21 protein-coding genes and 5 tRNA genes are annotated in these 22430 nt (G+C 70.6%); 9 read left to right on the top strand and 17 right to left on the bottom strand.

The window, feature by feature from the left end; genetic code table 11:
- Positions 1–2: 2 nt before the first annotated feature.
- The gene (locus tag ACIQNU_RS25925) at positions 3–500 is read left to right on the top strand and encodes a DUF3515 domain-containing protein (protein ID WP_401370810.1); all 498 of its coding nucleotides are present in this window, start codon (positions 3–5) and stop codon (positions 498–500) included.
- A gap of 121 nt (positions 501–621) precedes the next feature.
- On the opposite strand, the gene ACIQNU_RS25920 is transcribed toward ACIQNU_RS25925, so the two are convergent.
- From ACIQNU_RS25920 to ACIQNU_RS25910, 3 genes are read right to left on the bottom strand one after another with little or no spacing between them, the layout of a single operon-like run.
- On the bottom strand, positions 622–1773 hold the full coding sequence (locus tag ACIQNU_RS25920; RefSeq protein ID WP_401370807.1) for a D-alanine--D-alanine ligase family protein: 1152 nt from the start codon (positions 1771–1773) through the stop codon (positions 622–624).
- A gap of 34 nt (positions 1774–1807) precedes the next feature.
- Complete coding sequence (locus tag ACIQNU_RS25915) at positions 1808–2818, bottom strand: NAD(P)H-dependent glycerol-3-phosphate dehydrogenase (protein WP_401370804.1); 1011 nt, start codon at positions 2816–2818, stop codon at positions 1808–1810.
- A complete protein-coding gene (locus ACIQNU_RS25910) occupies positions 2815–3714 on the bottom strand; it encodes a lysophospholipid acyltransferase family protein (RefSeq protein ID WP_401370801.1) in 900 nt (299 codons plus the stop codon). Before ACIQNU_RS25910 ends, ACIQNU_RS25915 begins: the two co-directional genes overlap by 4 nt.
- A 190-nt stretch (positions 3715–3904) precedes the next feature.
- Here ACIQNU_RS25910 and cofC point away from each other — a divergent pair, with 190 nt between their 5' ends.
- Both cofC and ACIQNU_RS25900 read left to right on the top strand, forming a co-directional pair.
- Complete coding sequence (cofC, locus tag ACIQNU_RS25905; RefSeq protein ID WP_401370799.1) at positions 3905–4540, top strand: 2-phospho-L-lactate guanylyltransferase; 636 nt, start codon at positions 3905–3907, stop codon at positions 4538–4540.
- Between the two features lie 55 nt (positions 4541–4595).
- The gene (locus ACIQNU_RS25900) at positions 4596–4799 is read left to right on the top strand and encodes a hypothetical protein (RefSeq protein ID WP_401370796.1); all 204 of its coding nucleotides are present in this window, start codon (positions 4596–4598) and stop codon (positions 4797–4799) included.
- Positions 4800–4974: 175 nt separating this feature from the next.
- Here the strand turns inward: ACIQNU_RS25900 and ACIQNU_RS25895 are convergent, their stop codons facing one another.
- The 4 genes from ACIQNU_RS25895 to leuC all read right to left on the bottom strand — a co-directional run bounded on the left by ACIQNU_RS25895 (position 4975) and on the right by leuC (position 8386).
- On the bottom strand, positions 4975–5646 hold the full coding sequence (locus ACIQNU_RS25895) for an HU family DNA-binding protein (RefSeq protein ID WP_401370793.1): 672 nt from the start codon (positions 5644–5646) through the stop codon (positions 4975–4977).
- Positions 5647–5808: 162 nt separating this feature from the next.
- The gene (locus ACIQNU_RS25890) at positions 5809–6054 is read right to left on the bottom strand and encodes a hypothetical protein (RefSeq protein ID WP_401370790.1); all 246 of its coding nucleotides are present in this window, start codon (positions 6052–6054) and stop codon (positions 5809–5811) included.
- A gap of 295 nt (positions 6055–6349) precedes the next feature.
- Entirely contained in the window at positions 6350–6943 is a 594-nt protein-coding gene (leuD, locus tag ACIQNU_RS25885; protein WP_401370787.1) for a 3-isopropylmalate dehydratase small subunit, read from the bottom strand.
- Positions 6944–6946: 3 nt separating this feature from the next.
- Positions 6947–8386: a 3-isopropylmalate dehydratase large subunit gene (gene leuC / locus ACIQNU_RS25880; protein ID WP_401370785.1), complete on the bottom strand. Its 1440-nt coding sequence runs from the start codon at positions 8384–8386 to the stop codon at positions 6947–6949.
- Between the two features lie 189 nt (positions 8387–8575).
- On the opposite strand from leuC, the gene ndgR reads away from it, so the two are divergent.
- A complete protein-coding gene (gene ndgR / locus ACIQNU_RS25875) occupies positions 8576–9292 on the top strand; it encodes an IclR family transcriptional regulator NdgR (protein ID WP_015036427.1) in 717 nt (238 codons plus the stop codon).
- Here the strand turns inward: ndgR and ACIQNU_RS25870 are convergent.
- Positions 9243–9761 (bottom strand): DUF4188 domain-containing protein, encoded by a 519-nt coding sequence (locus tag ACIQNU_RS25870; RefSeq protein ID WP_401371131.1) that lies wholly within the window; start codon positions 9759–9761, stop codon positions 9243–9245. The genes ndgR and ACIQNU_RS25870 overlap by 50 nt on opposite strands.
- A gap of 157 nt (positions 9762–9918) precedes the next feature.
- Here ACIQNU_RS25870 and ACIQNU_RS25865 point away from each other — a divergent pair, with 157 nt between their 5' ends.
- Positions 9919–10578, top strand: coding sequence for a MerR family transcriptional regulator (locus ACIQNU_RS25865; protein WP_401370782.1), 660 nt, complete (start codon positions 9919–9921; stop codon positions 10576–10578).
- 62 nt (positions 10579–10640) lie between these two features.
- Here ACIQNU_RS25865 and ACIQNU_RS25860 read toward each other — a convergent pair.
- The 9 genes from ACIQNU_RS25860 to ACIQNU_RS25820 form a co-directional block, all read right to left on the bottom strand.
- A tRNA-Glu gene (locus ACIQNU_RS25860) sits at positions 10641–10713 on the bottom strand.
- A 44-nt stretch (positions 10714–10757) separates the two neighbouring features.
- Positions 10758–10829, bottom strand: a tRNA-Gln gene (locus ACIQNU_RS25855).
- Positions 10830–10865: 36 nt separating this feature from the next.
- A tRNA-Glu gene (locus ACIQNU_RS25850) sits at positions 10866–10938 on the bottom strand.
- 87 nt (positions 10939–11025) lie between these two features.
- A tRNA-Glu gene (locus ACIQNU_RS25845) sits at positions 11026–11098 on the bottom strand.
- A 21-nt stretch (positions 11099–11119) separates the two neighbouring features.
- A tRNA-Gln gene (locus ACIQNU_RS25840) sits at positions 11120–11191 on the bottom strand.
- Positions 11192–11280: 89 nt separating this feature from the next.
- The gene (locus ACIQNU_RS25835) at positions 11281–12006 is read right to left on the bottom strand and encodes an HAD family hydrolase (protein WP_401370780.1); all 726 of its coding nucleotides are present in this window, start codon (positions 12004–12006) and stop codon (positions 11281–11283) included.
- 27 nt (positions 12007–12033) lie between these two features.
- The gene (gltX, locus tag ACIQNU_RS25830) at positions 12034–13551 is read right to left on the bottom strand and encodes a glutamate--tRNA ligase (protein WP_401370777.1); all 1518 of its coding nucleotides are present in this window, start codon (positions 13549–13551) and stop codon (positions 12034–12036) included.
- Entirely contained in the window at positions 13544–14332 is a 789-nt protein-coding gene (locus ACIQNU_RS25825; protein WP_401370774.1) for a fumarylacetoacetate hydrolase family protein, read from the bottom strand. Before ACIQNU_RS25825 ends, gltX begins: the two co-directional genes overlap by 8 nt.
- A gap of 1668 nt (positions 14333–16000) precedes the next feature.
- Positions 16001–16204 carry a hypothetical protein gene (locus ACIQNU_RS25820; RefSeq protein WP_401370771.1) on the bottom strand — a complete coding sequence of 68 codons (204 nt, stop codon included), beginning with the start codon at positions 16202–16204 and terminating at the stop codon, positions 16001–16003.
- 603 nt (positions 16205–16807) lie between these two features.
- Between ACIQNU_RS25820 and ACIQNU_RS25815 the strand changes: the two genes are divergently transcribed.
- The 4 genes from ACIQNU_RS25815 (at position 16808) to ACIQNU_RS25800 (ending at position 22374) form a co-directional block, all read left to right on the top strand.
- Positions 16808–20734 carry a nitrate- and nitrite sensing domain-containing protein gene (locus ACIQNU_RS25815; protein WP_401370769.1) on the top strand — a complete coding sequence of 1309 codons (3927 nt, stop codon included), beginning with the start codon at positions 16808–16810 and terminating at the stop codon, positions 20732–20734.
- Positions 20735–20743: 9 nt separating this feature from the next.
- Entirely contained in the window at positions 20744–21157 is a 414-nt protein-coding gene (locus ACIQNU_RS25810; protein WP_363149602.1) for a roadblock/LC7 domain-containing protein, read from the top strand.
- A 247-nt stretch (positions 21158–21404) separates the two neighbouring features.
- Entirely contained in the window at positions 21405–21815 is a 411-nt protein-coding gene (locus tag ACIQNU_RS25805; RefSeq protein WP_399340624.1) for a DUF742 domain-containing protein, read from the top strand.
- Positions 21796–22374, top strand: a complete 579-nt coding sequence (locus ACIQNU_RS25800) for an ATP/GTP-binding protein (RefSeq protein ID WP_389894166.1) — start codon at positions 21796–21798, stop codon at positions 22372–22374. The genes ACIQNU_RS25805 and ACIQNU_RS25800 overlap by 20 nt, the downstream gene beginning before the upstream one ends.
- Positions 22375–22430 lie beyond the last annotated feature (56 nt).

Here is a 22430-nt window from a genome sequence, read left to right as displayed (position 1 = left end):
CGATGAGCTTCTTGCGCCGTCGGCCCGTACCGTCGCTCGTCGGGCCGTCCGCCCTCGCCCTGCTGCTGATCACTGTCGCGGGCTGCTCCTCAACGGACGGCCCGGCGAAGGCGGCGGTTCCCTCCCCGGACGGGAAGGTCACCGAGCTGTGCCGGAATCTGCACGAAGAGCTGCCGGAACGGATCGACGGTCTCGCCAGGAAGGACCCGGCGCCCGCGTCCGAACTCACCGCGGGGTGGGGTGATCCGGCGATCATACTGCGCTGCGGTATACCGAAACCCGCCGAGATGAACGACGCGGAGTCCGACGGTGTCGAGGCGGACGGTGTCGGCTGGCTCATGGAGCAGCGGGACGACGGTTCGTTCCGCTTCGTCACGACCCTGCGGCGCGCGTACGTCGAGGTGAGCCTGCCGAAGTCCCGTGCGGACGGCGGTCTGAGCCCGCTCACCGATCTCGCTCCGCCCATCAAAAAGGCGATCCCCGAGGGGATCGCCGACTGAGCCGAGCGACAGCCGGGCAGCAGCCTGACCGACAGCCGGGTCGACCGGGGAGCACGCGCGCGGGATGCGCCGCCGGGCGGACACACCCCTACGCGCGCGTGCGTGCCTCTCAAGCCTGTCGCTAGCGGAGCCCCGTGGAGCGGTTCAGGGCCGCCTGGATGAGGCGGTCGACCAGCTCCGGATAGGAGACGCCGCTCTCCTGCCACATCCGCGGGTACATGGAGATCGGTGTGAAGCCGGGCATCGTGTTGATCTCGTTGATCACGAACTGGCCGTCGTCGGTGAGGAAGAAGTCCGCGCGCACCAGGCCCTCGCAGGACGCGGCCTCGAACGCGGCCACGGCGAGCGCCTGCACCTCGGCGGTCTCGTCATCGGTGAGCGGCGCGGGCACGATCCCGGACGCCGAGTCGATGTACTTCGCCTCGAAGTCGTAGAAGTCGTGTGCCTGGACCGGCGGGATCTCGGCGGGCAGGCTCGCGCGCGGCCCGTCGTCGAACTCCAGGACCCCGCACTCGATCTCCCGGCCGCGCAGCAGCGACTCGACGAGGATCTTGGGGTCGTGGCGCCGTGCCTCCTCGATCGCCTCGTCCAGGCCCTCGAAGGAGTCGACCTTGCTGATGCCCATCGAGGAGCCCGCGCGCGCGGGCTTGATGAACAGCGGCCAGCCGTGCTCGCCGGCGAACTCGGCGATCCGCTTACGGGCGGTGGCCTCGTCGCGCTCCCACTCACGGGCGCGGATCACGACGTACGGGCCGACGGGCAGGCCGAAGGACGTGAAGACGCGCTTCATGTACTCCTTGTCCTGGCCGACGGCCGACGCGAGCACACCGGAGCCGACGTAGGGCGTCCCGGACAGCTCCAGGAGGCCCTGGAGGGTGCCGTCCTCGCCGTACGGGCCGTGCAGCACCGGGAAGACGACGTCGACCTCGCCGAGCGCCTTGGGCACCGCGCCGGGTTCGGTGTACACGACCTCGCGGCTGGACGGGTCGACGGACAGCACCACGCCGCCGTCGGACGATTCGGCGAGCTGTTCTACGCTCGGTACCCGCCGGTCGGTGATCTCCATCCGTTCCGGCTCGTCGGCGGTGAGGGCCCAGCGGCCGTCCCGGGTGATCCCGATGGGCAGCACGTCGTACTTGGTCCGGTCGATGGCGCGCAGGACGGCACCGGCGGTGACGGTGGAGATGCCGTGCTCGGAACTGCGCCCGCCGAACACGACGGCCACGCGCGGCTTGCGGTGTCCAGGGCTCTGGGGTGAGGTGTCGCTGCTCATATCGCGTTGAGGGTACCTGCTGGTAGCCGCCTCGTCAGCGACGCTCGGGCTTGGCGCTGCGCGCCATCAGCTCCTTCAGGGCGACGACCGGCGGCTTGCCCTCGTGGACGATGCCGACGACGGTTTCCGTGATCGGCATGTCGACACCGTGCCGGCGCGCCAGATCCAGCACGGACTCGCAGGACTTGACGCCTTCGGCGGTCTGCCGGGTGACCGCGATGGTCTCCTCCAGGGTCATGCCCTTGCCGAGGTTGGTGCCGAAGGTGTGGTTGCGCGAGAGGGGTGACGAGCAGGTCGCCACCAGGTCGCCGAGGCCCGCGAGTCCGGAGAAGGTCAGCGGATCGGCGCCCATCACCAGGCCGAGCCGGGTGGTCTCGGCGAGGCCGCGGGTGATGAGGGAGCCCTTGGCGTTGTCGCCGAGGCCCATGCCGTCGGCGATGCCCACGGCGAGCCCGATGACGTTCTTGACGGCGCCGCCGAGTTCGCAGCCGACGACGTCGGTGTTGGTGTACGGGCGGAAGTACGGGGTGTGGCAGGCGGTCTGGAGGCGCTGGGCGACCGATTCGTCACGGCAGGCGACGACGGCCGCCGCCGGCATCCGGGCGGCGATCTCGCGCGCGAGGTTGGGTCCGGTGACGACGGCGACGCGGTCGGGGTCGGCCTTGGTGACGTCCTCGACGACCTCGCTCATCCGCATGGTGGAGCCGAGTTCGACGCCTTTCATCAGGGAGACGAGGACGGTGTCGGGCGCGAGCAGCGGCGTCCAGGCGGCGAGGTTGCCGCGCAGGGTCTGCGAGGGCACCGCGAGCACGGTGAAGTCGGCGTCGGCCGCGGCCTCGGCGGGGTCGGTGGTGGCCCGCAGATTCGCGGGGAGTTCGACGCCGGGGAGGTAGTCCGGGTTGCTGCGGGTGGAGTTGACGGCCGCGGCGAGTTCGGCGCGGCGGCCCCACAGGGTGACGTCGCAGCCCGCGTCGGCGAGCACCATGCCGAAGGCCGTACCCCAGGATCCGGTGCCGAAGACGGCCGCCTTGACGGAGTTGGTCACGTGCCGCCTTCCGATTCGTCGCCGCTGCCGGTCGACACGGTGGTGCTGGTGGGGGTGGTGTGGGGGGTGGTGCCGGAGGGAGGGATGCTACGGGAGGGGGGCTCGTTTCCGGAGGGAGACTTGTTTCCGGAGGTGCTGGACGGAGAGGTCGCGTCCTTCTCCTTGGCCGCCGCCCTGCGCCGCTGTTCGATCCGTACCTGGCGCGGGTCGTAGGGGGTCGCCGGTGCCTTCTGGCCGCGCAGCACCTCAAGCTGCTCGGTGATCGCGGCCATGATGACCTCGGTGGCCTCCTTGAGGAGGTCCGGGGTGATCTCCCGGTCGTAGAACCGCGAGAGGTCCACGGGCGGTCCGGCGAGCACGTGGTGCGTCTTGCGGGGCAGCACCTGGGGCTTCTTGGCGTACGGCGGCAGCAGCAGGTTGGCGCCCCACTGGGCGACCGGGACGACCGGGCACCTGGTCTCCAGGGCGACCCGGGCGGCACCGGTCTTGCCGGTCATCGGCCACTGGTCGGGGTCGCGCGTGATGGTGCCCTCGGGGTAGAACGCCACGCACTCCCCGCGCTCCACGGCGGCGATGGCGGCCCGGAAGGCGCTCAGCGCGTCGGTGCTCTCGCGGTAGACGGGGATCTGTCCGGTGCCGCGCATCGCGGCGCCGACGAAGCCCTTCCTGAAAAGGCCGTCCTTGGCCAGGAAACGCGGTACCCGCCCGGTGTTGTACTGGAAGTGGGCATAGGCGAGCGGATCCACATGTGAATTGTGGTTCACCGCGGTGATAAAGCCGCCGTCGGGCGGAATGTTCTCCATTCCGCGCCAGTCCCGCTTGATCAGAACCACCAGGGGTGGTTTGCACAGGACCGCCGCGAGGCGATACCAGAAGCCGATTCTGCGGCGGGACACGCTGGACACCTTCCTTCAAGGACCTGGTCAGCCGCACAAGTGTCGCTCCAGGCCGCCTCTCTGTCGAGGACACCGTACGCCCGGGGCCGCGCGGCCACCTCCTGCCGGGGAAGGGAATTCCACGGGGGCCCGACGGGCCCGGTCCGCCCGGCGGGTCACAATGGGCGCGACGCGACGGGACGGAGCGCTTGTGCAGTGGACCCTGGTCATCCCGCTGAAACCCCTGGTGCGGGCGAAGAGCAGGCTCTCGGACACCGCGGGCGACGCCGTGCGTCCGGCCCTCGCCCTCGCCTTCGCGCAGGACACGGTGGCCGCGGCGGTGGCCTGCCGGGCCGTGCGGGATGTGGTGGTCGTCACGGACGACGCCGTCGCCGGGCGGGAGCTGGCCCGCATCGGCGCCCGGGTCCTGCCCGACACACCGGCCGCCGGACTCAACGCCGCCCTGGCGCACGGCGCCTCCTCGGTACGGGCCGATCGCGCCGATGCCCACGTCGCCGCGCTCAACGCCGATCTGCCCGCCCTGCGCCCCGCCGAATTGGCCCGGGTCCTGAACGCGGCGGCGCAATTCCCGCGCGCTTTCCTGCCGGACACCGCCGGAATCGGAACGACCTTGCTTTCGGCACGTTCCGGCAGCGAATTCCGGCCGTGTTTCGGTACGGATTCCCGGGCCCGGCACCTCGCGTCGGGCGCCGTGGAACTCACGGTGGACGGTGTCGTATCGGTACGGCAGGACGTGGACACGGGCGACGATCTGCGGGCGGCACTGGCCCTGGGCGTCGGCCCGCGCACGGCAGCGGCGGCGGCCCGGCTGCTGATCGCGGACTGAGGGGGTGCGGGAGCGGGCCGGAGCGGCCCGCGCGTACAGGCCCTAGGGTGCAGTCATGCAGGCAACCGCGTACACGTACGACCCCGAAACCCGCAGTGGCAGTGTGCTCCTGGACGACGGGACCCCGGTGCCGTTCGACGGCCCGGCGTTCGACGCGGGCGGGCTGCGGCTGCTGCGGCCGGGGCAGCGGGTGCGGATCGAGGTGACGGGCGAGGGCGGGGCCCGCCGGATCACGCTGGTGACGCTGCAGACGTTCTGAACCGCGGCCCGTCGCCGGCGGAACCCCCCGGACACGCCGCGGGCCGGGCTCCCCGAGGGGAGTCCGGCCCGACGCGTGAGTGCCCGGCGCCCTGTGGGCCCCGCAAGGGCGCGGGGAACTGCGCGACCAGCCACAGTCGGCCCGCAGTATCCGCACCGGTCGTCCAGCGGAGCGTCTAGCGGGCGGTGGCCTTCTTGGCGGTGGTCTTGCGGGCGGTCGACTTCTTGGCCGGCGCCTTCTTGGCGGTCGCCTTCTTGGCCGGGGCGGTCTTCTTCGCCGTGGCCTTCTTGGCGGTGGCCTTCTTCGCCGTGGCCTTCTTCGCCGTCGTCTTCTTGGCGGCGGTCTTGGTCGCGGCGCGGGTGGCCGTGGCCTTCTTGGCCGTGGCCTTCTTCGCCACCGTCTTCTTGGCGGCGGTGACCTTCTTGGCGGTGACGCGCTTCGCGGTCGTCTTCGCCGTGGCCTTCTTGGCGGTGGCCTTCTTGGCCGCGGCCTTGGCGGTCGTCCGGGTGCCGCCGGAAAGGCTGCCCTTGGGCGCCTTCTTGACGGACACCTCGCCACCCCGGGGCAGCTTCTTCGAGCCGCTCACCAGGTCCTTGAAGCCCTGGCCCGCACGGAAGCGGGGCACCGAGGTCTTCTTGACCCGGACGCGCTCCCCGGTCTGCGGGTTGCGGGCGTAACGGGCCGGGCGGTCCACCTTCTCGAACGAGCCGAAGCCGGTGACCGAAACACGGTCCCCCGCGACAACTGCGCGCACGATGGCGTCGAGTACGGCGTCGACCGCCTCGGCGGCCTGCTGACGTCCGCCGACCTTGTCGGCAATCGCTTCTACGAGCTGCGCCTTGTTCACGTCTTCCCCTTCGGAGACATTGCCAGAACGAATGTGTTCAAGCTTTTTCGCACGTTAGGCAGATATATACCGCAAATCAAACACGAAACGGGCTAATCACCCTTGTGCCGCAACGAACTCGACCGCGGTCGACTTCGCCACTGCCCCGATGCGGCGTGAAGCTCAGGCGTCTTCAGGGAAACGACCGTCGTCAGCCCCGCCGAGTTCGTCCAGCTCCACGCTCAATCGCTCCAGACGCCTTGCCGCATCGGCGAGATCGTGCTTGGCCGCGGCCGTGATGACCAGCAGCTTCCGGGTCAGCGCCATTCGTACGCCCTCCGGGACTTGCAGTGTGCGCACCCTTGTGTGCGCTTCCTTGAGTTGGTCCGCGAACGCCCCGTAGAGCTGGAGTTGGTCGTCGCGATCCATGCACCGATTGTGCCATCTGGGGCGAGTTGTCGCCTCCGCAGGGGGCAACTGCCCAGCTCCGGGCCATTTTCCGGGAGTGTCGGCGGCTCATCCCACAAGGCGTCTTTCGGCCTCTTCTCACTGTGTGTTCAAGGGAGTTGGGATGCCATCCGGCGCGCCGGGGGTGGTGCGCGGGCGCGAAAAAGAGCGCACATGGATGTACCCCCAACCGTGGCACGGATGGGGGTACATCGGGGTCCTGCGGTGGGTCCCGGGGGGTCCGGCGGTGGGTCCCGGGGTCGGTCCGGCGGAGCGGTCAGACCTGCACGGTGCGCGGCTTGTAGGAGGGCCGGCGGGACTCGTACGCGGTGATGTCCGCCTCGTTCTGGAGGGTGATGCTGATGTCGTCCAGGCCGTTCAGCAGCCGCCAGCGGGAGTTCTCGTCCAGCTCGAAGGGGGCGGTGACGCCCTCGGCGCGGACTTCCCGGTCCTGGAGGTCGACGGTGATCTCGGCCGTCGGGTCGTCCTCGACCAGGTCCCACAGGGCGTCCACGACCTTCTGGTCGAGCACCACGGTGAGCAGGCCGTTCTTCAGCGAGTTGCCGCGGAAGATATCGGCGAAGCGGGACGAGATGACCGTTTTGAAGCCGTAGTTCTGCAGGGCCCAGACGGCGTGCTCGCGCGAGGAGCCCGTACCGAAGTCGGGGCCCGCGACCAGGACGGAGGCGCCCTGGCGCTCGGGGCGGTTGAGGACGAACTCGGGGTCCTTGCGCCAGGCCTCGAAGAGGCCGTCCTCGAACCCGTCCCTGGTGACCTTCTTGAGCCAGTGGGCGGGGATGATCTGGTCGGTGTCCACATTGCTGCGGCGCAGCGGGACGGCCCGGCCGGTGTGTGCGGTGAAGGCTTCCATGTCTCAGACTCCTGCGGGCGTGGCGGCTGCGGACCGTGACGGACCGGAGAGGTCGGCCGGGGATGCCAGATGGCCCAGCACCGCGGTGGCGGCGGCGACCTGCGGGGACACCAGATGGGTCCGGCCGCCCTTGCCCTGCCGTCCCTCGAAGTTGCGGTTGGAGGTGGAGGCGGAGCGCTCGCCGGGGGCGAGTTGGTCGGGGTTCATACCCAGACACATGGAGCAGCCCGCGTGCCGCCACTCGGCGCCGGCCTCCTTGAAGACCTTGTCCAGACCCTCGTCCACGGCCTGGAGACCGACCCGCGCGGAGCCGGGCACGACCAGCATCCGTACGCCGTCGGCGACTTTGCGGCCCGCCACGATCGAGGCCGCCGCGCGCAGGTCCTCGATACGGCCGTTGGTGCAGGAACCTACGAAGACGGTGTCCACCTTGATGTCCCGCAGCGGCTGTCCGGCGGTCAACCCCATGTATTCCAGGGCCTTTTCGGCGGCGTGCCGCTCCGAAGCGTCCTCGTACGAAGCGGGGTCGGGGACGTTCGTCGACAGGGGCGCGCCCTGGCCCGGGTTGGTGCCCCAGGTGACGAACGGCGACAGCGCGCTCGCGTCGATGACGACCTCGGCGTCGAAGACGGCGTCCTCGTCCGTCTTCAGCGTCTTCCAGTACGCGACCGCCGCGTCCCAGTCCTCGCCCCGCGGGGCGTGGGCGCGGCCCTCGATGTAGTCGAAGGTGGTCCGGTCCGGGGCGATCATGCCCGCGCGGGCACCGGCCTCGATGGACATGTTGCAGATGGTCATGCGGGCCTCCATCGAGAGCTTCTCGATGGCCGGGCCGCGGTACTCCAGGATGTAGCCCTGGCCGCCGCCGGTGCCGATCCTGGCGATGATCGCCAGGATCAGGTCCTTGGCGGTGACGCCGTCGGGCAGCTCGCCCTCGACCGTGATGGCCATGGTGCGCGGGCGGGCCAGCGGCAGCGTCTGGGTGGCGAGGACGTGCTCGACCTGCGAGGTGCCGATGCCGAAGGCCAGCGCGCCGAACGCGCCGTGCGTCGAGGTGTGCGAGTCGCCGCAGACCACCGTCGTACCGGGCTGGGTGAGGCCGAGCTGGGGGCCGACGACATGGACGACGCCCTGCTCGATGTCGCCGAGCGGGTGCAGCCTGACCCCGAAGTCGGCGCAGTTCTTGCGCAGGGTCTCCAGTTGGGCGCGGGAGACCGGGTCGGCAATCGGCTTGTCGATGTCGAGGGTGGGGGTGTTGTGGTCCTCCGTCGCGATGGTCAGGTCGAGGCGGCGCACCCCTCGACCGTTCTGACGGAGCCCGTCGAACGCCTGCGGGCTGGTCACCTCGTGCAGCAGGTGAAGATCGATGAAGAGGAGATCGGGTTCGCCTTCGGCGCGCCGGACGACATGGTCGTCCCAGACCTTCTCCGCGAGTGTCCTACCCATCGCTTTCCCTCCGGCCGGCTTCTTCGTGAGCCGACCCAACTAGAGATGTGTGCGCCTTCGCCCGTACCCCTCGTACCGGACGTCGTCCGCCGGGCCCGCTGGTCGTGGGGGCCGCGTCTGTGTACAGGGTGACAAGTTCCCTGGAAAATTGAACTTGCGTTTCACAGAGTGAGACGCGAATATCGTTGCATGGACAACTCTAGCGGCGTCGGCGTTCTCGACAAGGCTGCTCTGGTACTGAGCGCCCTGGAGTCCGGTCCGGCCACCCTCGCCGGGCTGGTCGCGGCGACCGGGCTCGCACGGCCCACGGCCCATCGTCTCGCGGTGGCGCTCGAACACCACCGGATGGTGGCGCGGGACATGCAGGGCCGCTTCATCCTGGGCCCGCGCCTCGCGGAGCTGGCCGCCGCCGCCGGCGAGGACCGCCTCCTCGCGACGGCGGGCCCGGTGCTCACGCATCTGCGGGATGTGACGGGTGAGAGCGCGCAGCTCTACCGCCGCCAGGGAGACATGCGGATCTGTGTGGCCGCCGCGGAGCGGTTGTCCGGACTGCGGGACACCGTGCCCGTGGGTTCGACGCTGACCATGAAGGCCGGTTCGTCGGCGCAGATCCTGATGGCCTGGGAGGAGCCGGAGCGGCTGCACCGGGGCCTCCAGGGCGCCCGCTTCACCGCGACGGCCCTTTCCGGGGTACGGAGGCGGGGGTGGGCGCAGTCCATCGGCGAGCGGGAGCCGGGCGTGGCGTCCGTGTCGGCGCCGGTACGGGGACCTTCGAACCGGGTGGTCGCGGCGGTGTCCGTGTCCGGACCGATCGAGCGGCTCACCCGGCACCCCGGGCGGATGCACGCCCAGGCCGTCATCGACGCGGCGGCTCGGCTGTCCGAGGCCCTGCGTCGGACCGGCTGACGTCTCCGGCGGTCCGGTGCTTGAGGCGGTCCGCGGCGCGGTCGCCTCTGCGGGAGACGGGGACCGTGCCGTAGGCGCTGCCCAGGCCGTAGCTCGGCATGTGGACGTAGACGTTCTCGTAGTGGCCGTCGGGGACCAGATAGGTCTCGTGCCAGATGCCTACGTGCCCCCCGCCCTTCCGCGCGTGGCGGTTGAAGGAGGACCAGGCCGGGCGGTGCTCCTTGGCGGTGTCGGAGGCGTAGGCGAAGAGCTTGTGCCGGCTCTGCCAGTACTGGACGACACCGAAGTCGCGGGGGCCGCCGAGCGTCACGCGGTAGCCGAGAAGGCCCGCTTCCCGGTCCCGGGACAGCTCGCGCAGCATGCGGAACATGGCGAGGAGTACGGGCAGCCAACTCCACGGCGCCCAGTAGTGGTTGATCCGGCTACCGATGAGGAAGACGACGACATCGCCATCGGCGGCGGCCGTCATCCGCCCCTGGACAGGCTTCTTGCTCGTGACGCTGCCCATGACGTCGCTCGCGGCGTTGCTCATGGTGTTCCCCCTTGAGACGATGGACGAGATGATTGGATAGTGACGCTATCTATTCTTGGATAGTGCCACTCCCCAAAGAGAGGCGCAAGCGGAGATGAGACTTGCCGAGCTGAGCGAGCGCAGCGGGGTCTCGACGGCCACGATCAAGTACTACCTGCGGGAGAAGCTGCTGCCGCCGGGGCGCCGGGTCAGTGCCACGCAGGCCGAGTACGACGACGCGCATCTGCGGCGGCTGCGGCTGGTGCGGGCGATGATCCAGGTCGGCAGGATCTCGGTGGCGCGGGCCCGCGAGGTCCTGGCGGCGGTCGACGACGACTCGATGGACCACCATCTGCGGATGGGGACGGCGGTGTGGTCGCTCCCCCACCATCCGGACCTCGGGGATGCGGAGGACGCGGACGATCCGGCGACCGGTGCGGCGCGCGCGGAGGTGGCGGCCCTGATGGAGGAGGTCGGCTGGACGTTCGCCGCCGAACAGGGCGAGGAGTCGCCGGCGTACCGGATGCTGGTCGGGGCGCTGAGGGAGCTGGCGCGGCTCGGATATCCGTGGGACGTCGAGCACTTGGAGCCGTACGCGCGGCTCGCGGAGCGGATCGCGGTCGCCGATCTGGACATGGTGCAGGCGTACGGGTCGGCCGAGGAGCAGGTGGAGGCGGCGGTGGCGCTGACGGTGCTGTACGAGCCGGTGCTGCTGAGTCTGCGGCGGCTCGCGGACGCGGAGGAGTCCAACCGGCGTGCCGACGGCGGAAGTTGAGCGGTACGGCACGGCGGCGACCATGAAAAAGACCCTCCCCGCGTGGGGAGGGTCTCGACTTGTACCCCCGACCGGATTCGAACCGGCGCTACCGCCTTGAGAGGGCGGCGTGCTAGGCCGCTACACAACGGGGGCCTTGCGGATACGAGATCCGCGGTTTGCAGATGAAGCTCTGCGAGCTGGCCTACCAGGACTCGAACCTAGAATGACGGTACCAGAAACCGTAGTGTTGCCAATTACACCATAGGCCAAAGTGGTTTAGACCAATGCAAGCCCAGACCATCTCGTACCCCCGACCGGATTCGAACCGGCGCTACCGCCTTGAGAGGGCGGCGTGCTAGGCCGCTACACAACGGGGGCCTTGGCGATCCCACCCGGCTCGTCGCCGGGTGATGTCACCGCTGGATCAAAGGGAGCGACCCGAATTGATCACGCGGGATGGATCTGTACCCCCGACCGGATTCGAACCGGCGCTACTGCCGTGAGAGGGCAGCGTGCTAGGCCGCTACACAACGGGGGCTTTGCAGATAAGCTCTGCGAGCTGGCCTACCAGGACTCGAACCTAGACTAACTGAACCAGAATCAGTCGTGCTGCCAATTACACCATAGGCCACCACAACGCAACCCCCCGTGGGGATCTTGTTGGGTATTGTGCCTCCCGGCCGGACCTCTCGGCCCTTCGCGGGCGGCGCAGGAAGAACATTACCCGAAGGTGGACGGCGCTCCAAAACGGGTATCGGCGCGCAACAGGGCGGGGAGTTCGGCCAGCGAGGAGATCCTGCGCAGTCCGGCGGGGAGGTCGCCGGACCGGTGTCCGCGGTCGACCCAGACCGAGAAGAGGCCGGCTGCTTCGGCGCCGGCGCCGTCGATCTCCGGGTGATCACCGACGTACGCCACTTCGTGCGGGGGCAGGCCCAGGGCGTCGCAGGCGGCGTGGAAGGCGTCGGCGGAGGGCTTGGAGACCCCGAGTTCGGCGGCGCACAGGACGGTCTCGAAGCGGTCGCGCACCCCGAGCATGCGCAGCTTGCGGTCCTGGTTGTGCAGGCTGGAGTTGGACAGTACGCCGTGGCGGTGGCTGTCGGCGAGGGTGTCGAGGGCGGGCAGGGCGTCCGGGAAGAGCGCCCAGCCCTCCTCGTAGTGGGCGACGTACCGGCCGAACCAGGCGTCGGCCTCGGTGTCCGTGAGGCGCTGGTTGAGGAAGGCGCGCACGCGGTCGCGGCGCTGCTCCTCGAAGGTGGCCTCGCCCGCCGCGAAGCGCGCCCACTGGAGGTCGGTGATCTCCCGCCACAGCAGCAGGGCCCGCTCGGCCGTGCCGTACCGGTCGAGCAGGCCCTCGGCCGCCAGATGCGTCCGCATGCCCCTGCGGTCGGCCGTGGTGTAGTCGAAGAGCGTGTCGTCGACGTCCCACACCACGGCCTGAATGCTCATGCCACGACCGTACCTGGGCGGTCCCGCCTACGGCAGAAGCGGCTGGCCCGCGAGCTTGGTGAGTGCCCTGTCGATACGGGGCAGGGTGCGGTCCTTGCCCAGGATCTGGAGGGATTCGAAGAGCGGGAGGCCGACCGTGCGGCCCGTGACCGCGACGCGGACCGGGGCCTGGGCCTTGCCGAGCTTGAGTCCGTGCTCCTCGCCGGCGGCGAGCACGGCCGCCTTGAGGGAATCGGCGCTGTTCCAGTCCGCCGTCTCCAGCTTGGCGCGGGCGGTGCGCAGCAGATCGGCCGCACCCTCCTTCATCGCCTTCTGCCAGGACGCCTCGTCGTCGACGGGCTCCTCGCGGAAGAGGAAGTCGACATTGGCGGTGATGTCGGACAGGACGGTCAGCCGGGTCTGGGCGTAGGGCGCGATGGCCTCCCAGGCGGACTGGTCGAAGTCCTCGGGCGCCCAGTTCGCGTGCGGGGCCTCCAGCCAGGGTCCGCACGCCTCGGTGAAGGTCTTCACGTCGAGCATGCGGATGTGGTCGGCGTTGATCGCCTCGGCCTTCTTGAGGTCGAAGCGGGCCGGGTTGGCGTTGACATCGGCGAGGTCGAAGCGCTCGACCATCTCCGGCATCGTGAAGACGTCCTGGTCGGCCGAGTAGGACCAGCCGAGCAGCGAAAGGTAGTTGAGCAGGCCCTCGGGCAGGAAGCCGCGCTCGCGGTAGAGGTTGAGGGACGACTGCGGGTCGCGCTTGGACAGCTTCTTGTTGCCCTCGCCCATGACATAGGGCAGATGACCGAACTGGGGCACCGCCTTGGCGAGACCCAGCTCGATCAGCGCCTTGTAGAGCGCGATCTGGCGCGGGGTCGAGGAGAGCAGGTCCTCGCCGCGCAGGATGTGCGTGATCTCCATCAGGGCGTCGTCGACGGGGTTGACCAGGGTGTACAGCGGGGCGCCGTTGGCGCGCACGATGCCGTAGTCCGGGACGTTGTCCGGGGTGAAGGTCAGCTCGCCGCGTACGAGGTCGGTGAAGGTGATCGTCTCGTCCGGCATCCGGAAGCGGACGATGTGGGTCCGGCCCTCGGTCTCGTACGCCGTCTTCTGCTCGGCGGTGAGGTCGCGGCAGTGGCCGTCGTATCCGGAGGGGCGGCCGGCGGCGCGGGCGGCGTCGCGGCGGGCGTCCAGCTCCTCGGTGGTGCAGTAGCAGGGGTACGCGTAACCGCCGGCGAGGAGCTTGTCGGCGACGTCCCGGTAGATGTCCATCCGCTGCGACTGCCGGTAGGGGCCGTGCGGGCCGCCGTCGCCGTGGCCGGTCGCGGTGTCGAACGGCGCGGGGCCCTCGTCCCAGTCGAGCCCGAGCCAGCGCATCGAGTCGAGCAGCTGCTCGTAGGACTCCTCGGAGTCGCGGGCCGCGTCGGTGTCCTCGATACGGAAGACGAGGGTGCCCTGGTGGTGGCGGGCGTACGCCCAGTTGAACAGGGCGGTGCGGACCAGGCCCACATGGGGGTTGCCGGTCGGCGAGGGACAGAAACGGACGCGGACGTTCGCGTTAACCACGCTTGATCACCTTGTTGGTGAGAGTGCCGATGCCTTCGATGGTGACGGCGACCTCGTCGCCGACGTTGAGCGGGCCGACCCCTGCCGGGGTGCCGGTGAGGACCACGTCGCCGGGGAGCAGCGTCATGGCCTCGGTGATGTTGACGATCAGATCCTCGATGGAGTGGATCATCTCGCTGGTGCGGCCGAGCTGGCGCTGCTGCCCGTTCACGGTGCACTGGATGGTCAGGTCCGACGGTTCGAGGTCGGTCTCCACCCAGGGGCCGAGGGGGCACGCGGTGTCGAAACCCTTGGCGCGGGCCCACTGCTTCTCGGACTTCTGCGCGTCCCGCGCGGTGACGTCGTTGGCGCAGGTGTAGCCGAGGATGACCTCGCGGGCGCGCTCGCGCGGCACCTCGCGGCACATCCGGCCGATGACCACGGCGAGTTCGGCCTCGTAGTGGACCTCGCGCGAGAACGACGGGTACTGGATGGCGTCGCCGGGACCGATCACGGAGGTCGACGGCTTGAAGAAGGCGTAGGGCGAGTCCGGGACCTCGTTGCCGAGTTCCTTCGCGTGCGCCGCGTAGTTGCGGCCGAAGGCCACGACCTTGTTGGGGAGCACCGGCGGCAGCAGCCGGACCTTGCTCAGGGGGACCTTGGTGCCGGAGAGTTCGAAGTCGGCGAAGGGGATGCCCTTGATGATGTCGAGGACGAGGCCCTCGGTCGACCCGGGAGGACTGTCGCCCTCGACCGCGCCGAAGGCGACATTGCCGTCGATGGAGAACCTGGCGATCCGCACGGTGTGGCTGCGCCCCTCTTCAGGTGGTGGCTGAGGTTTCAGGGCTCCTAGGCTAACGCGGGTGCCTGCGGCGGGCTGACCGGTGGTATTCGACCGCCTGCGGCGGGCCGATCATTGGCTCGGGGGCGCCTTCTGCGGGCCGCTGATCGGCCCGTGGCGTGTGGGCGCCTCGCCTGCGGCGGGCCGGGGCGACAGGCGGTAGCGGAGTGTGTCCCAGCTCGGGACATCGCTGATTCCGCCGGACCCACTGCGTGGGGGCTGAGCGCCGCTGCGGCGGGACAGGAAGTTGCGGCTTGCCGAGCCGCCGAACGAACGCGCCGGGGGCGAGCGCCCAGTGGCGTATGGGCGCCTGCGGCGGGCCGGGGCGACCGGCGGTAGCGGAGTGTGTCCCAGCTCGGGCCGTCGCTGATTCCGCCGGACCCACTGCGTGGGGGCTGAGCGCCGTTGCGGCGGGAGATGGGGCTCGGCTTGCCGGGCCGCCCACTGCGTGGGGGCGAGCGCCGTCACGGCGGGCTCGGGCTGTGGCTTGCCTAGCCGCCCAACCCGCGGGGGCGAGCGCCGCTGCGGCGGGACACGGGACGCGGCTTGCCCCGCCGCCCACTACGTGGGGGCGAGCGCCGTCACGGCGGACACGGGCTGTGACTTGCCGGGCCGCCCGCCGCACAGGGGCGGGCCCCGTCGCTGGGCCGGACACAAGCTGCCGGTTGGCGGGAGCGCCCGCCGCGTGAGGCTGAGCAGCATCGTGGCGCGACACGAGCCGTGGCTTACCGAGCCGCGCGCCGCACGGGGGGGCCGAGCCCCGTCGCTGGGCCGGACACAAGCTGCCGGTTGGCGGGAGCGCCCGGCACGTGAGGCTGCGCAGTATCGCGCCGCGACACGAGCCGTGGCTTACCGAGCCGCGCGCCGCACAAGCGCCGACGCGCGGCCGGCCACAGACCGCGACCTGCCCGGCCCTCCCACCGCATGGGGGCTGCGCGCCGTCGCAGCGCGACACGAGCTGTGGCCTACCAAGCCACCCACGCGTGAGGGCTGAGCGCCATCGCGAGGCGGGGCGCGAGCTGCGGCTTACCAAGCCACCCACCGCACGGGGCCCGAGCACCGCCGCGCGGCCGGACATAGACCGCGACTTGCCGGGAGCGCCCGCCGCGTAAGGCTGAGCACCATCGCGGCGCGACACGAACCGTGGCCTACCGAGCCGCGCGCCGCACGAGCGCCGACGCGCGGCCGGCCACAGACCACGGCTTGCCCGGCCCACCCCGCCGTCACGGTAGGACACGAGACTCAGTTCGCCGGGGCCACGTCCCCACGGCGCGGGAGATGAGCGTAGTCGCGGCACCGTCGCGAGGGCGGACGCGGACCGCGACCTGCCCGGCCCTCCCACCGCGTGAGCGCTGAACACCGTCGCGGCGGAACACGCGCTGTCGGTTGCGGGACCGCTCTTCGCACAGGGACCCGGCACCGTCGTGGCAGGACACAAGCCGCCACTTACCCCGCCGCCCACCGCACGGAAACCGAGCGGCACCGCGGCGGGACACGAGCTAAGGGCTACCGGGCCGAGCACCCTCGCGGCGAGTTGCCGGGGGCCCACCCACCGCGCTGAGGTCGAGCACCTGCGCGGCCGTACGCGTGCCCCCCTACCGCTCGACGGCCGCCGCGGACAAGCCCGCCCTAGACCGGGGCGACCGTCGTGTTTTCCGGGGCTTCCGTCAGGATGGTGCGGCGGGGGTTCGCCGTGTGGGGCGGGAGGTCCGTGGTGTGGTTCGGGAGGGGCGAGCCTGTCTCCAGCGCTCCGGCGTCCTCCAGGTGCGCGAGGGTGGTGCGGCGGGGGTTGGCTATGTTGCGGAACATTCCTGACGTCACGGTCGTCTTCATGTGTAGTGCGGACCCTGTCGTTGCGGGCGTCGGGGGCCGCCAAGGGTGGCTGCCCGGACGCAGGTTGTCGTTTTCGCCGTCCTTGTAAAGCGACAGGCTAGACACGCAATTCCCTGCCAAAGGCAGGAAGACTCAGGCATCGGCATGTGAGTTTGCTCACGAAGGGAGGGATAAACCTGGCATTTTGCCCTGCAGGTGGCGGTCGATGAATCGGACATGCCTCGCTGAAGCCACCATTCCGCTCCCGATCATGGCGACTGGGACACCCCGTACGCACCCCGCACGCCCTTGGGGAACGTCGACAAAGGTCCGGTATGTACGAGATGACTTTCTACGTCTCGTGACACGACCCTTACAACGCGTCACCGAGGTCACAGGCTGGCACATGGGCCTTGTTGGAGATCCGGCACTGTGCTGGAATTCCCGGGACCGCCGCGGGATGGAACCGGCGCGCAGGGGCGCAACGCAGCGCCGAGCGGCGGTGGGAAAGGGGGAGCAGCGCCGGTCACTCACGACCACCACAGGGGCGCGGCAGCGCCCTGTTGACGCCGACACCGTCCCGCCGTACGCGGAGGGGCGCCTGGTCCAGAGGTTGCGACGCTAGTGCAGGGACGTTTCAAGAGGGATGGCAGCGCTGCGGCGGAGCCGGAGCCGCGCGGCGGGACCGACCGTGGCTCCTCGCCCCAGCACGCCCAGAACCCCGGACCCGTATCTTCCGGCTCTCCCGGTGACCGTGGTGACGGCGCCCCGCGCCCGTCCGGCGCAGGCGTGAGCGCACCCCCGCCCCCCAAGGCGAAGCCGAAGGCCCCGACCGGCCCCGGCTCACGAATACTGCTGCGCAACTGGCGTATCTCCACCCGTCTGGTCTCGCTGCTCGCGCTCCCCGTGGTGGCGGCGACGTCGCTCGGCGCGCTGCGCATCAGCCAGTCCATGGACGACATCCAGCAGCTCGACAACATGAAGCTGCTGACGGACATGACCAAGCAGGCGACCGAGCTTGCGGTGGCGCTCCAGGACGAGCGCGACAAGTCCGCGGGCCCGCTGGCGCACGGTGCCAAGCCCGACGACTTCGACGTCAAGGGCCCCCGTGAGCGCACCGACCGGGCCCGTCAGTCCTTCCTCGAAGGCACCCAGCAGATCGACGACGCCGGTGACCGCGAGGGCATCCTCGGCGTGCGCACCAGCATCCTCACGATCTCCGGGCAGCTCGCCAACCTCAAGGGCATCCGCGAGGAGGCGTACAAGGACCCGTCGTCCTCCTCGCAGACCGTCGACGCCTACAGCCAGCTCATCGAGCAACTCCTCGCGCTCTCGCAGGACATGGCGCAGGCGACCAGCAACCCCGAGATGATCCAGCGCACCCGCGCCCTGGCGGCGTTCTCGTCCGCCAAGGAGTACGCGTCCGTGCAGCGCGCCGTCATCGCGGCGGCCCTCCCGCCGAACAACACGGACGTCGGCAAGCTCTCGGAGACCGACCGCCGGTACGCGCTCAACGCGTTCGGCAAGGAGGACTCGCAACTCGGCAGCTTCAAGGGCATCTACGGGACCGGCGCCGCCGAACTGCTCAAGCCGATCGACGACGGCAACCCGACGATCAAGGACGCGTCGACGTACGCCCAGCGGGTGCTGCTCCAGGAGAACGGGATGAAGTCCCGGGAGAAGCGCTCGTACAAGGACTGGATCGACGCGGACTCCACCAAGATCCAGGCGATGTCCACCATCGAGCTGACGCTGCTCAACGAGATGGAGCAGAAGGCCCGCGAGCTGCGCAACGAGTCCGAGCGCGGCGCGATCATCTCCGGTGCCTTGATCCTGGTCGTCCTCGGTGTCTCGCTCGTCGGCGCCTTCGTGGTGGCCCGCTCCATGATCCGCTCGCTGCGGCGCCTCCAGGACACGGCCACCAAGGTCGCCCAGGACCGGCTGCCCGAGCTGGTCAAGCAGCTCTCGGAGGCGGACCCGCAGGACGTCGACACCTCCGTCGAGTCGGTCGGTGTGCACTCCCGGGACGAGATCGGCCAGGTGGCCGCGGCCTTCGACGACGTGCACCGCGAGGCCGTCCGCCTCGCCGCCGAGCAGGCGCTGCTGCGGGGCAACGTCAACGCGATGTTCACCAACCTCTCCCGCCGCTCCCAGGGCCTCATCCAGCGTCAGTTGTCGCTCATCTCCGAGCTGGAGTCCCGCGAGGCCGACCCGGACCAGCTCTCCTCGCTGTTCAAGCTCGACCACCTCGCGACCCGTATGCGCCGGAACGGCGAGAACCTTCTCGTCCTCGCCGGTGAGGAGCCGGGCCGCCGCTGGACCCGCCCGGTCCCGCTGGTCGACGTGTTGCGCGCCGCCGCGTCCGAGGTGGAGCAGTACGAGCGCATCGAACTGTCGGCCGTACCGTCGACCGAGGTCGCGGGACGCGTCGTCAACGACCTCGTGCACCTGCTCGCCGAGCTGCTGGAGAACGCCACCTCCTTCTCGTCGCCGCAGACCAAGGTGAAGGTCACCGGTCACGCCCTGCCGGACGGCCGGGTGCTGATCGAGATCCACGACACCGGTATCGGCCTCTCGCCCGAGGACCTCGCGGCGATCAACGAACGTCTCGCCTCGCCGCCGACCGTGGACGTGTCGGTCTCCCGCCGCATGGGTCTGTTCGTGGTCGGCCGCCTGTCGCAGCGCCACGGCATCCGTATCCAGCTCCGCCCGTCCGACTCGGGCGGCACGACCGCGCTGGTCATGCTGCCCGTCGACGTCGCCCAGGGCGGCAAGAAGATCCCCGGCAAGCCCGGTGGTCCCGGTCCGGTCGGTGGCCCGGCCGCCGCGCAGGTCGCGGCCGGTGCCGCGGCGGCGCGTCGCGGGGTCGGTCCCGGTGCGCCGGGCAACCCGGCGGTGGGCGGCGCTCCCGCGCCCGCAGGCCGGCTCGGCGCCGGGGTCACGGGCCCCCGTGCCGCGCTGCCCAGCAGGGACGGCGGCCAGGGCGGCCAGCAGGGCGGCGCCTTCGGCGGTCCGCCCGCTCCCCCGACCGCGCAGGGCCGGCCCGCTCCGGCGGGCGCCGGCGCCTTCGGCCAGGCCCCGGCGGGTCCGGGTGGCCTCCAGGCCGCGGGTACGGGGATGTCCGGCGCCGGACGCCCCGGCGGCGGATTCGACGGTGTCCAGTCCGGTCGCGGTACGGCCGGCGGCAACGACTTCCGGCCCGCTCAAGGCGCGGGTCAGGGCGCAGGCCAGGGTCCGGGTCAGGGTCAGGGGCAGGACGGTTCCGGTGACCGGGGGCGCCGGCCGCAGCTTCCGCCGCGCGGTGGTCCGCGCGCCGAGCTGCCGGGCGGCAACCCGCAGCCCCGGCTGCCGAGCTGGAGCGACGACAACGCCCAGCCGCCGGTCCCGCGCAACCCGATGGACGCCCCGCGCGGCCACGAGGAGCCGGACTCCACCCAGCAGTTCCCCGCCTTCGACGACCGTCAGGGCCCCGGCTCCACCTCGGAGTTCGCGCGGCCCGACTACAACGCGCCCCGCCCGGGTCAGAACTCCGGGTACGGCGCCGGTCCGAACGCGGGCCACAACCCCGGCCAGAACCCCGGGCAGTTCGTCCGCTCCGACGTGTTCGGCGGCCAGGACCCTTCCGGCACCGGCCAGTTCGCGATGCCGGGCTACGACAACCGGCCGCAGGGACGCCAGGACGGCTCGTCCACGGGCCAGTTCGAGCGGCCCCCGGTCAACGGCGCCCGGCCCCCGGGTGGTCCGGGCCTGAGCAGCCACGGCCAGGGTCAGGGCGGTTACCAGCAAGGCGGTTACCAGCAAGGCGGTTACCAGCAGGACGGTTACAGCCAGGGCGGTCAGAGCCAAGGCGGCCAGGGCCAGTCGGGTCCCGGTCAGTCCGGCCTCGGTCAGTCCGGCCTCGGTCAGTCCGGTCCGGGTCAGGGCGCGTGGGACACCGGCAACCAGCAGCGTCAGCCGCTCCAGCGGCCCGGCGGCGGCCCCGTACAGCCGCCGCGTCAGCCGGAGCCCGACGCGCTGCCGCCGGCCGGTCCCGGTGACGGACGGACCCCGCTCTTCGACACGCTGGAGACGGACTGGTTCCGAGGCCAGCGCGCCGAGCGCGCCCCCGAACCGGCCGCGCCGTCGCCGGCCACGCCCGCCCCGGCCGCCCCGCAGCCTCCGCAGGCCGCCCCCGAGCAGAACCGCGCGCCCCTGCCGCCCCGTCCGGCCACGCCCGCTCCGGCGGCGCAGGGCGGTACGAACGGTGCGGGTACCGGCTCGTGGCGGACCTCACCCAACGACGAACTCGTCCGGCAGGCCGAGCGTGTACGTCAGCCCTCAGCGGGCGGCGTCACCACCTCGGGGCTGCCGCGACGGGTGCCGCGCGCGAACCTCGTCGCCGGCACGGCTCAGCAACAACAGCACCAGGCCGGTCCGCAGGTCTCGCGTGCGCCCGACGACGTACGCGGGCGGCTGACCAATCTCCGCAGGGGCATCCAGCAGGGTCGGCAGGCCGGTACCGGCCCGTCGACCGGCAGCTATCCCCGCCCCACTCACCAACAGGAGCGTTAGTTGAGCCCGATGAGCCAGGCGGCACAGAACCTGAACTGGTTGATCACCAACTTCGTGGACAACACCCCCGGGGTGTCGCACACGGTGGTGGTCTCCGCCGACGGACTCCTACTGGCGATGTCCGAAGGCTTCCCGCGCGACCGCGCCGATCAACTCGCCGCGGTCGCGTCCGGACTGACCTCGCTGACGGCGGGCGCGTCCCGCATCTTCGAGGGCGGGACCGTCAACCAGACGGTGGTGGAGATGGAGCGCGGCTTCCTCTTCATCATGTCGGTCTCGGACGGCTCGTCGCTGGCCGTGCTCGCGCACCCCGAGTGCGACATCGGCCTCGTCGGCTACGAGATGGCGCTCCTGGTCGACCGCGCGGGTGCGGTCCTCACCCCGGACCTGCGCGCCGAACTCCAGGGAAGCCTGCTCCACTGATCCGCCCGCCCGTGCATCGCCCGTACGCCGTCCGTCCCACCAGTTCCTGTAGTTGTCCCTTCTTACTCCGAAACCCGCCGACACTGAACCGCCTTACACAGAACCTCCTCACCCAGAACCGTCCTGCACAGAACCGCCGTACAACGACCGTACGCACCACCTCACCGTCCGGCCGCCACATATCGACGCCCCCCACCGGCTCTGTCAGACGGCACGCAGACCATTTGCTGTCCCGCCCGGAGGATTCATGACCCCGCCCACCGCCTCTCACGATCCGTACGGAGCCTCTCACCACGCGCCGTACGGTCCGGAAGGCGACCAGCCGCTGGTGCGTCCGTACGCGATGACCGGCGGCCGGACCCGGCCGCGGTATCAACTGGCCATCGAAGCTCTGGTGAGCACGACAGCCGACCCGGCCCAGCTCATGGGGTTGCTCCCGGAGCACCAGCGCATCTGCCACCTGTGCCGCGAGGTGAAGTCGGTGGCGGAGGTGTCGGCCCTGCTGTCGATGCCTCTCGGGGTGGCCCGGATCCTGGTCGCCGACCTGGCGGAGGCCGGGCTCGTCGCCATCCACCAGCCCGGCGGCGACGAGAATGCCGGCGGTCAGCCGGACGTGACACTGCTCGAAAGGGTGCTCAGTGGACTTCGCAAGCTCTGACGGAGGCGGGCGCTCGACGACCTCCGCGAAGATCGTGGTGGCCGGCGGTTTCGGCGTGGGCAAGACCACGTTCGTCGGCGCGGTCTCGGAGATCAACCCGCTGCGTACCGAGGCCGTCATGACGTCCGCGAGCGCGGGTATCGACGACCTGACCCACACCGGGGACAAGACCACCACCACGGTGGCCATGGACTTCGGCCGTATCACCCTGGACCAGGACCTGATCCTGTACCTGTTCGGTACGCCCGGACAGGACCGGTTCTGGTTCATGTGGGACGACCTGGTACGCGGCGCGATCGGCGCCGTCGTCCTCGTCGACACCCGCCGCCTCGCAGACTGCTTCCCCGCGGTCGACTACTTCGAGAACTCCGGACTTCCGTTCGTCATCGCGCTCAACGGCTTCGACGGACATCAGCCCTACACGCCCGACGAGGTGCGTGAGGCGTTGCAGATCGGTCCGGACGCCCCGATCATCACGACGGACGCCCGACACCGTGCGGATGCGAAGAGTGCGCTGATCACGCTGGTCGAGCACGCTCTGATGGCACGGCTGCGGTAGTACCAAACATGCCTCGGTGTACGGCAGTTGTCGTAGCCGGACTGGAACCGGCTGTG

The sequence above is a fragment of the Streptomyces sp. NPDC091292 genome (genome assembly GCF_044757265.1).
Lineage (GTDB): Bacteria > Actinomycetota > Actinomycetes > Streptomycetales > Streptomycetaceae > Streptomyces.
This window is presented reverse-complemented; position numbering and strand designations above follow the sequence as displayed.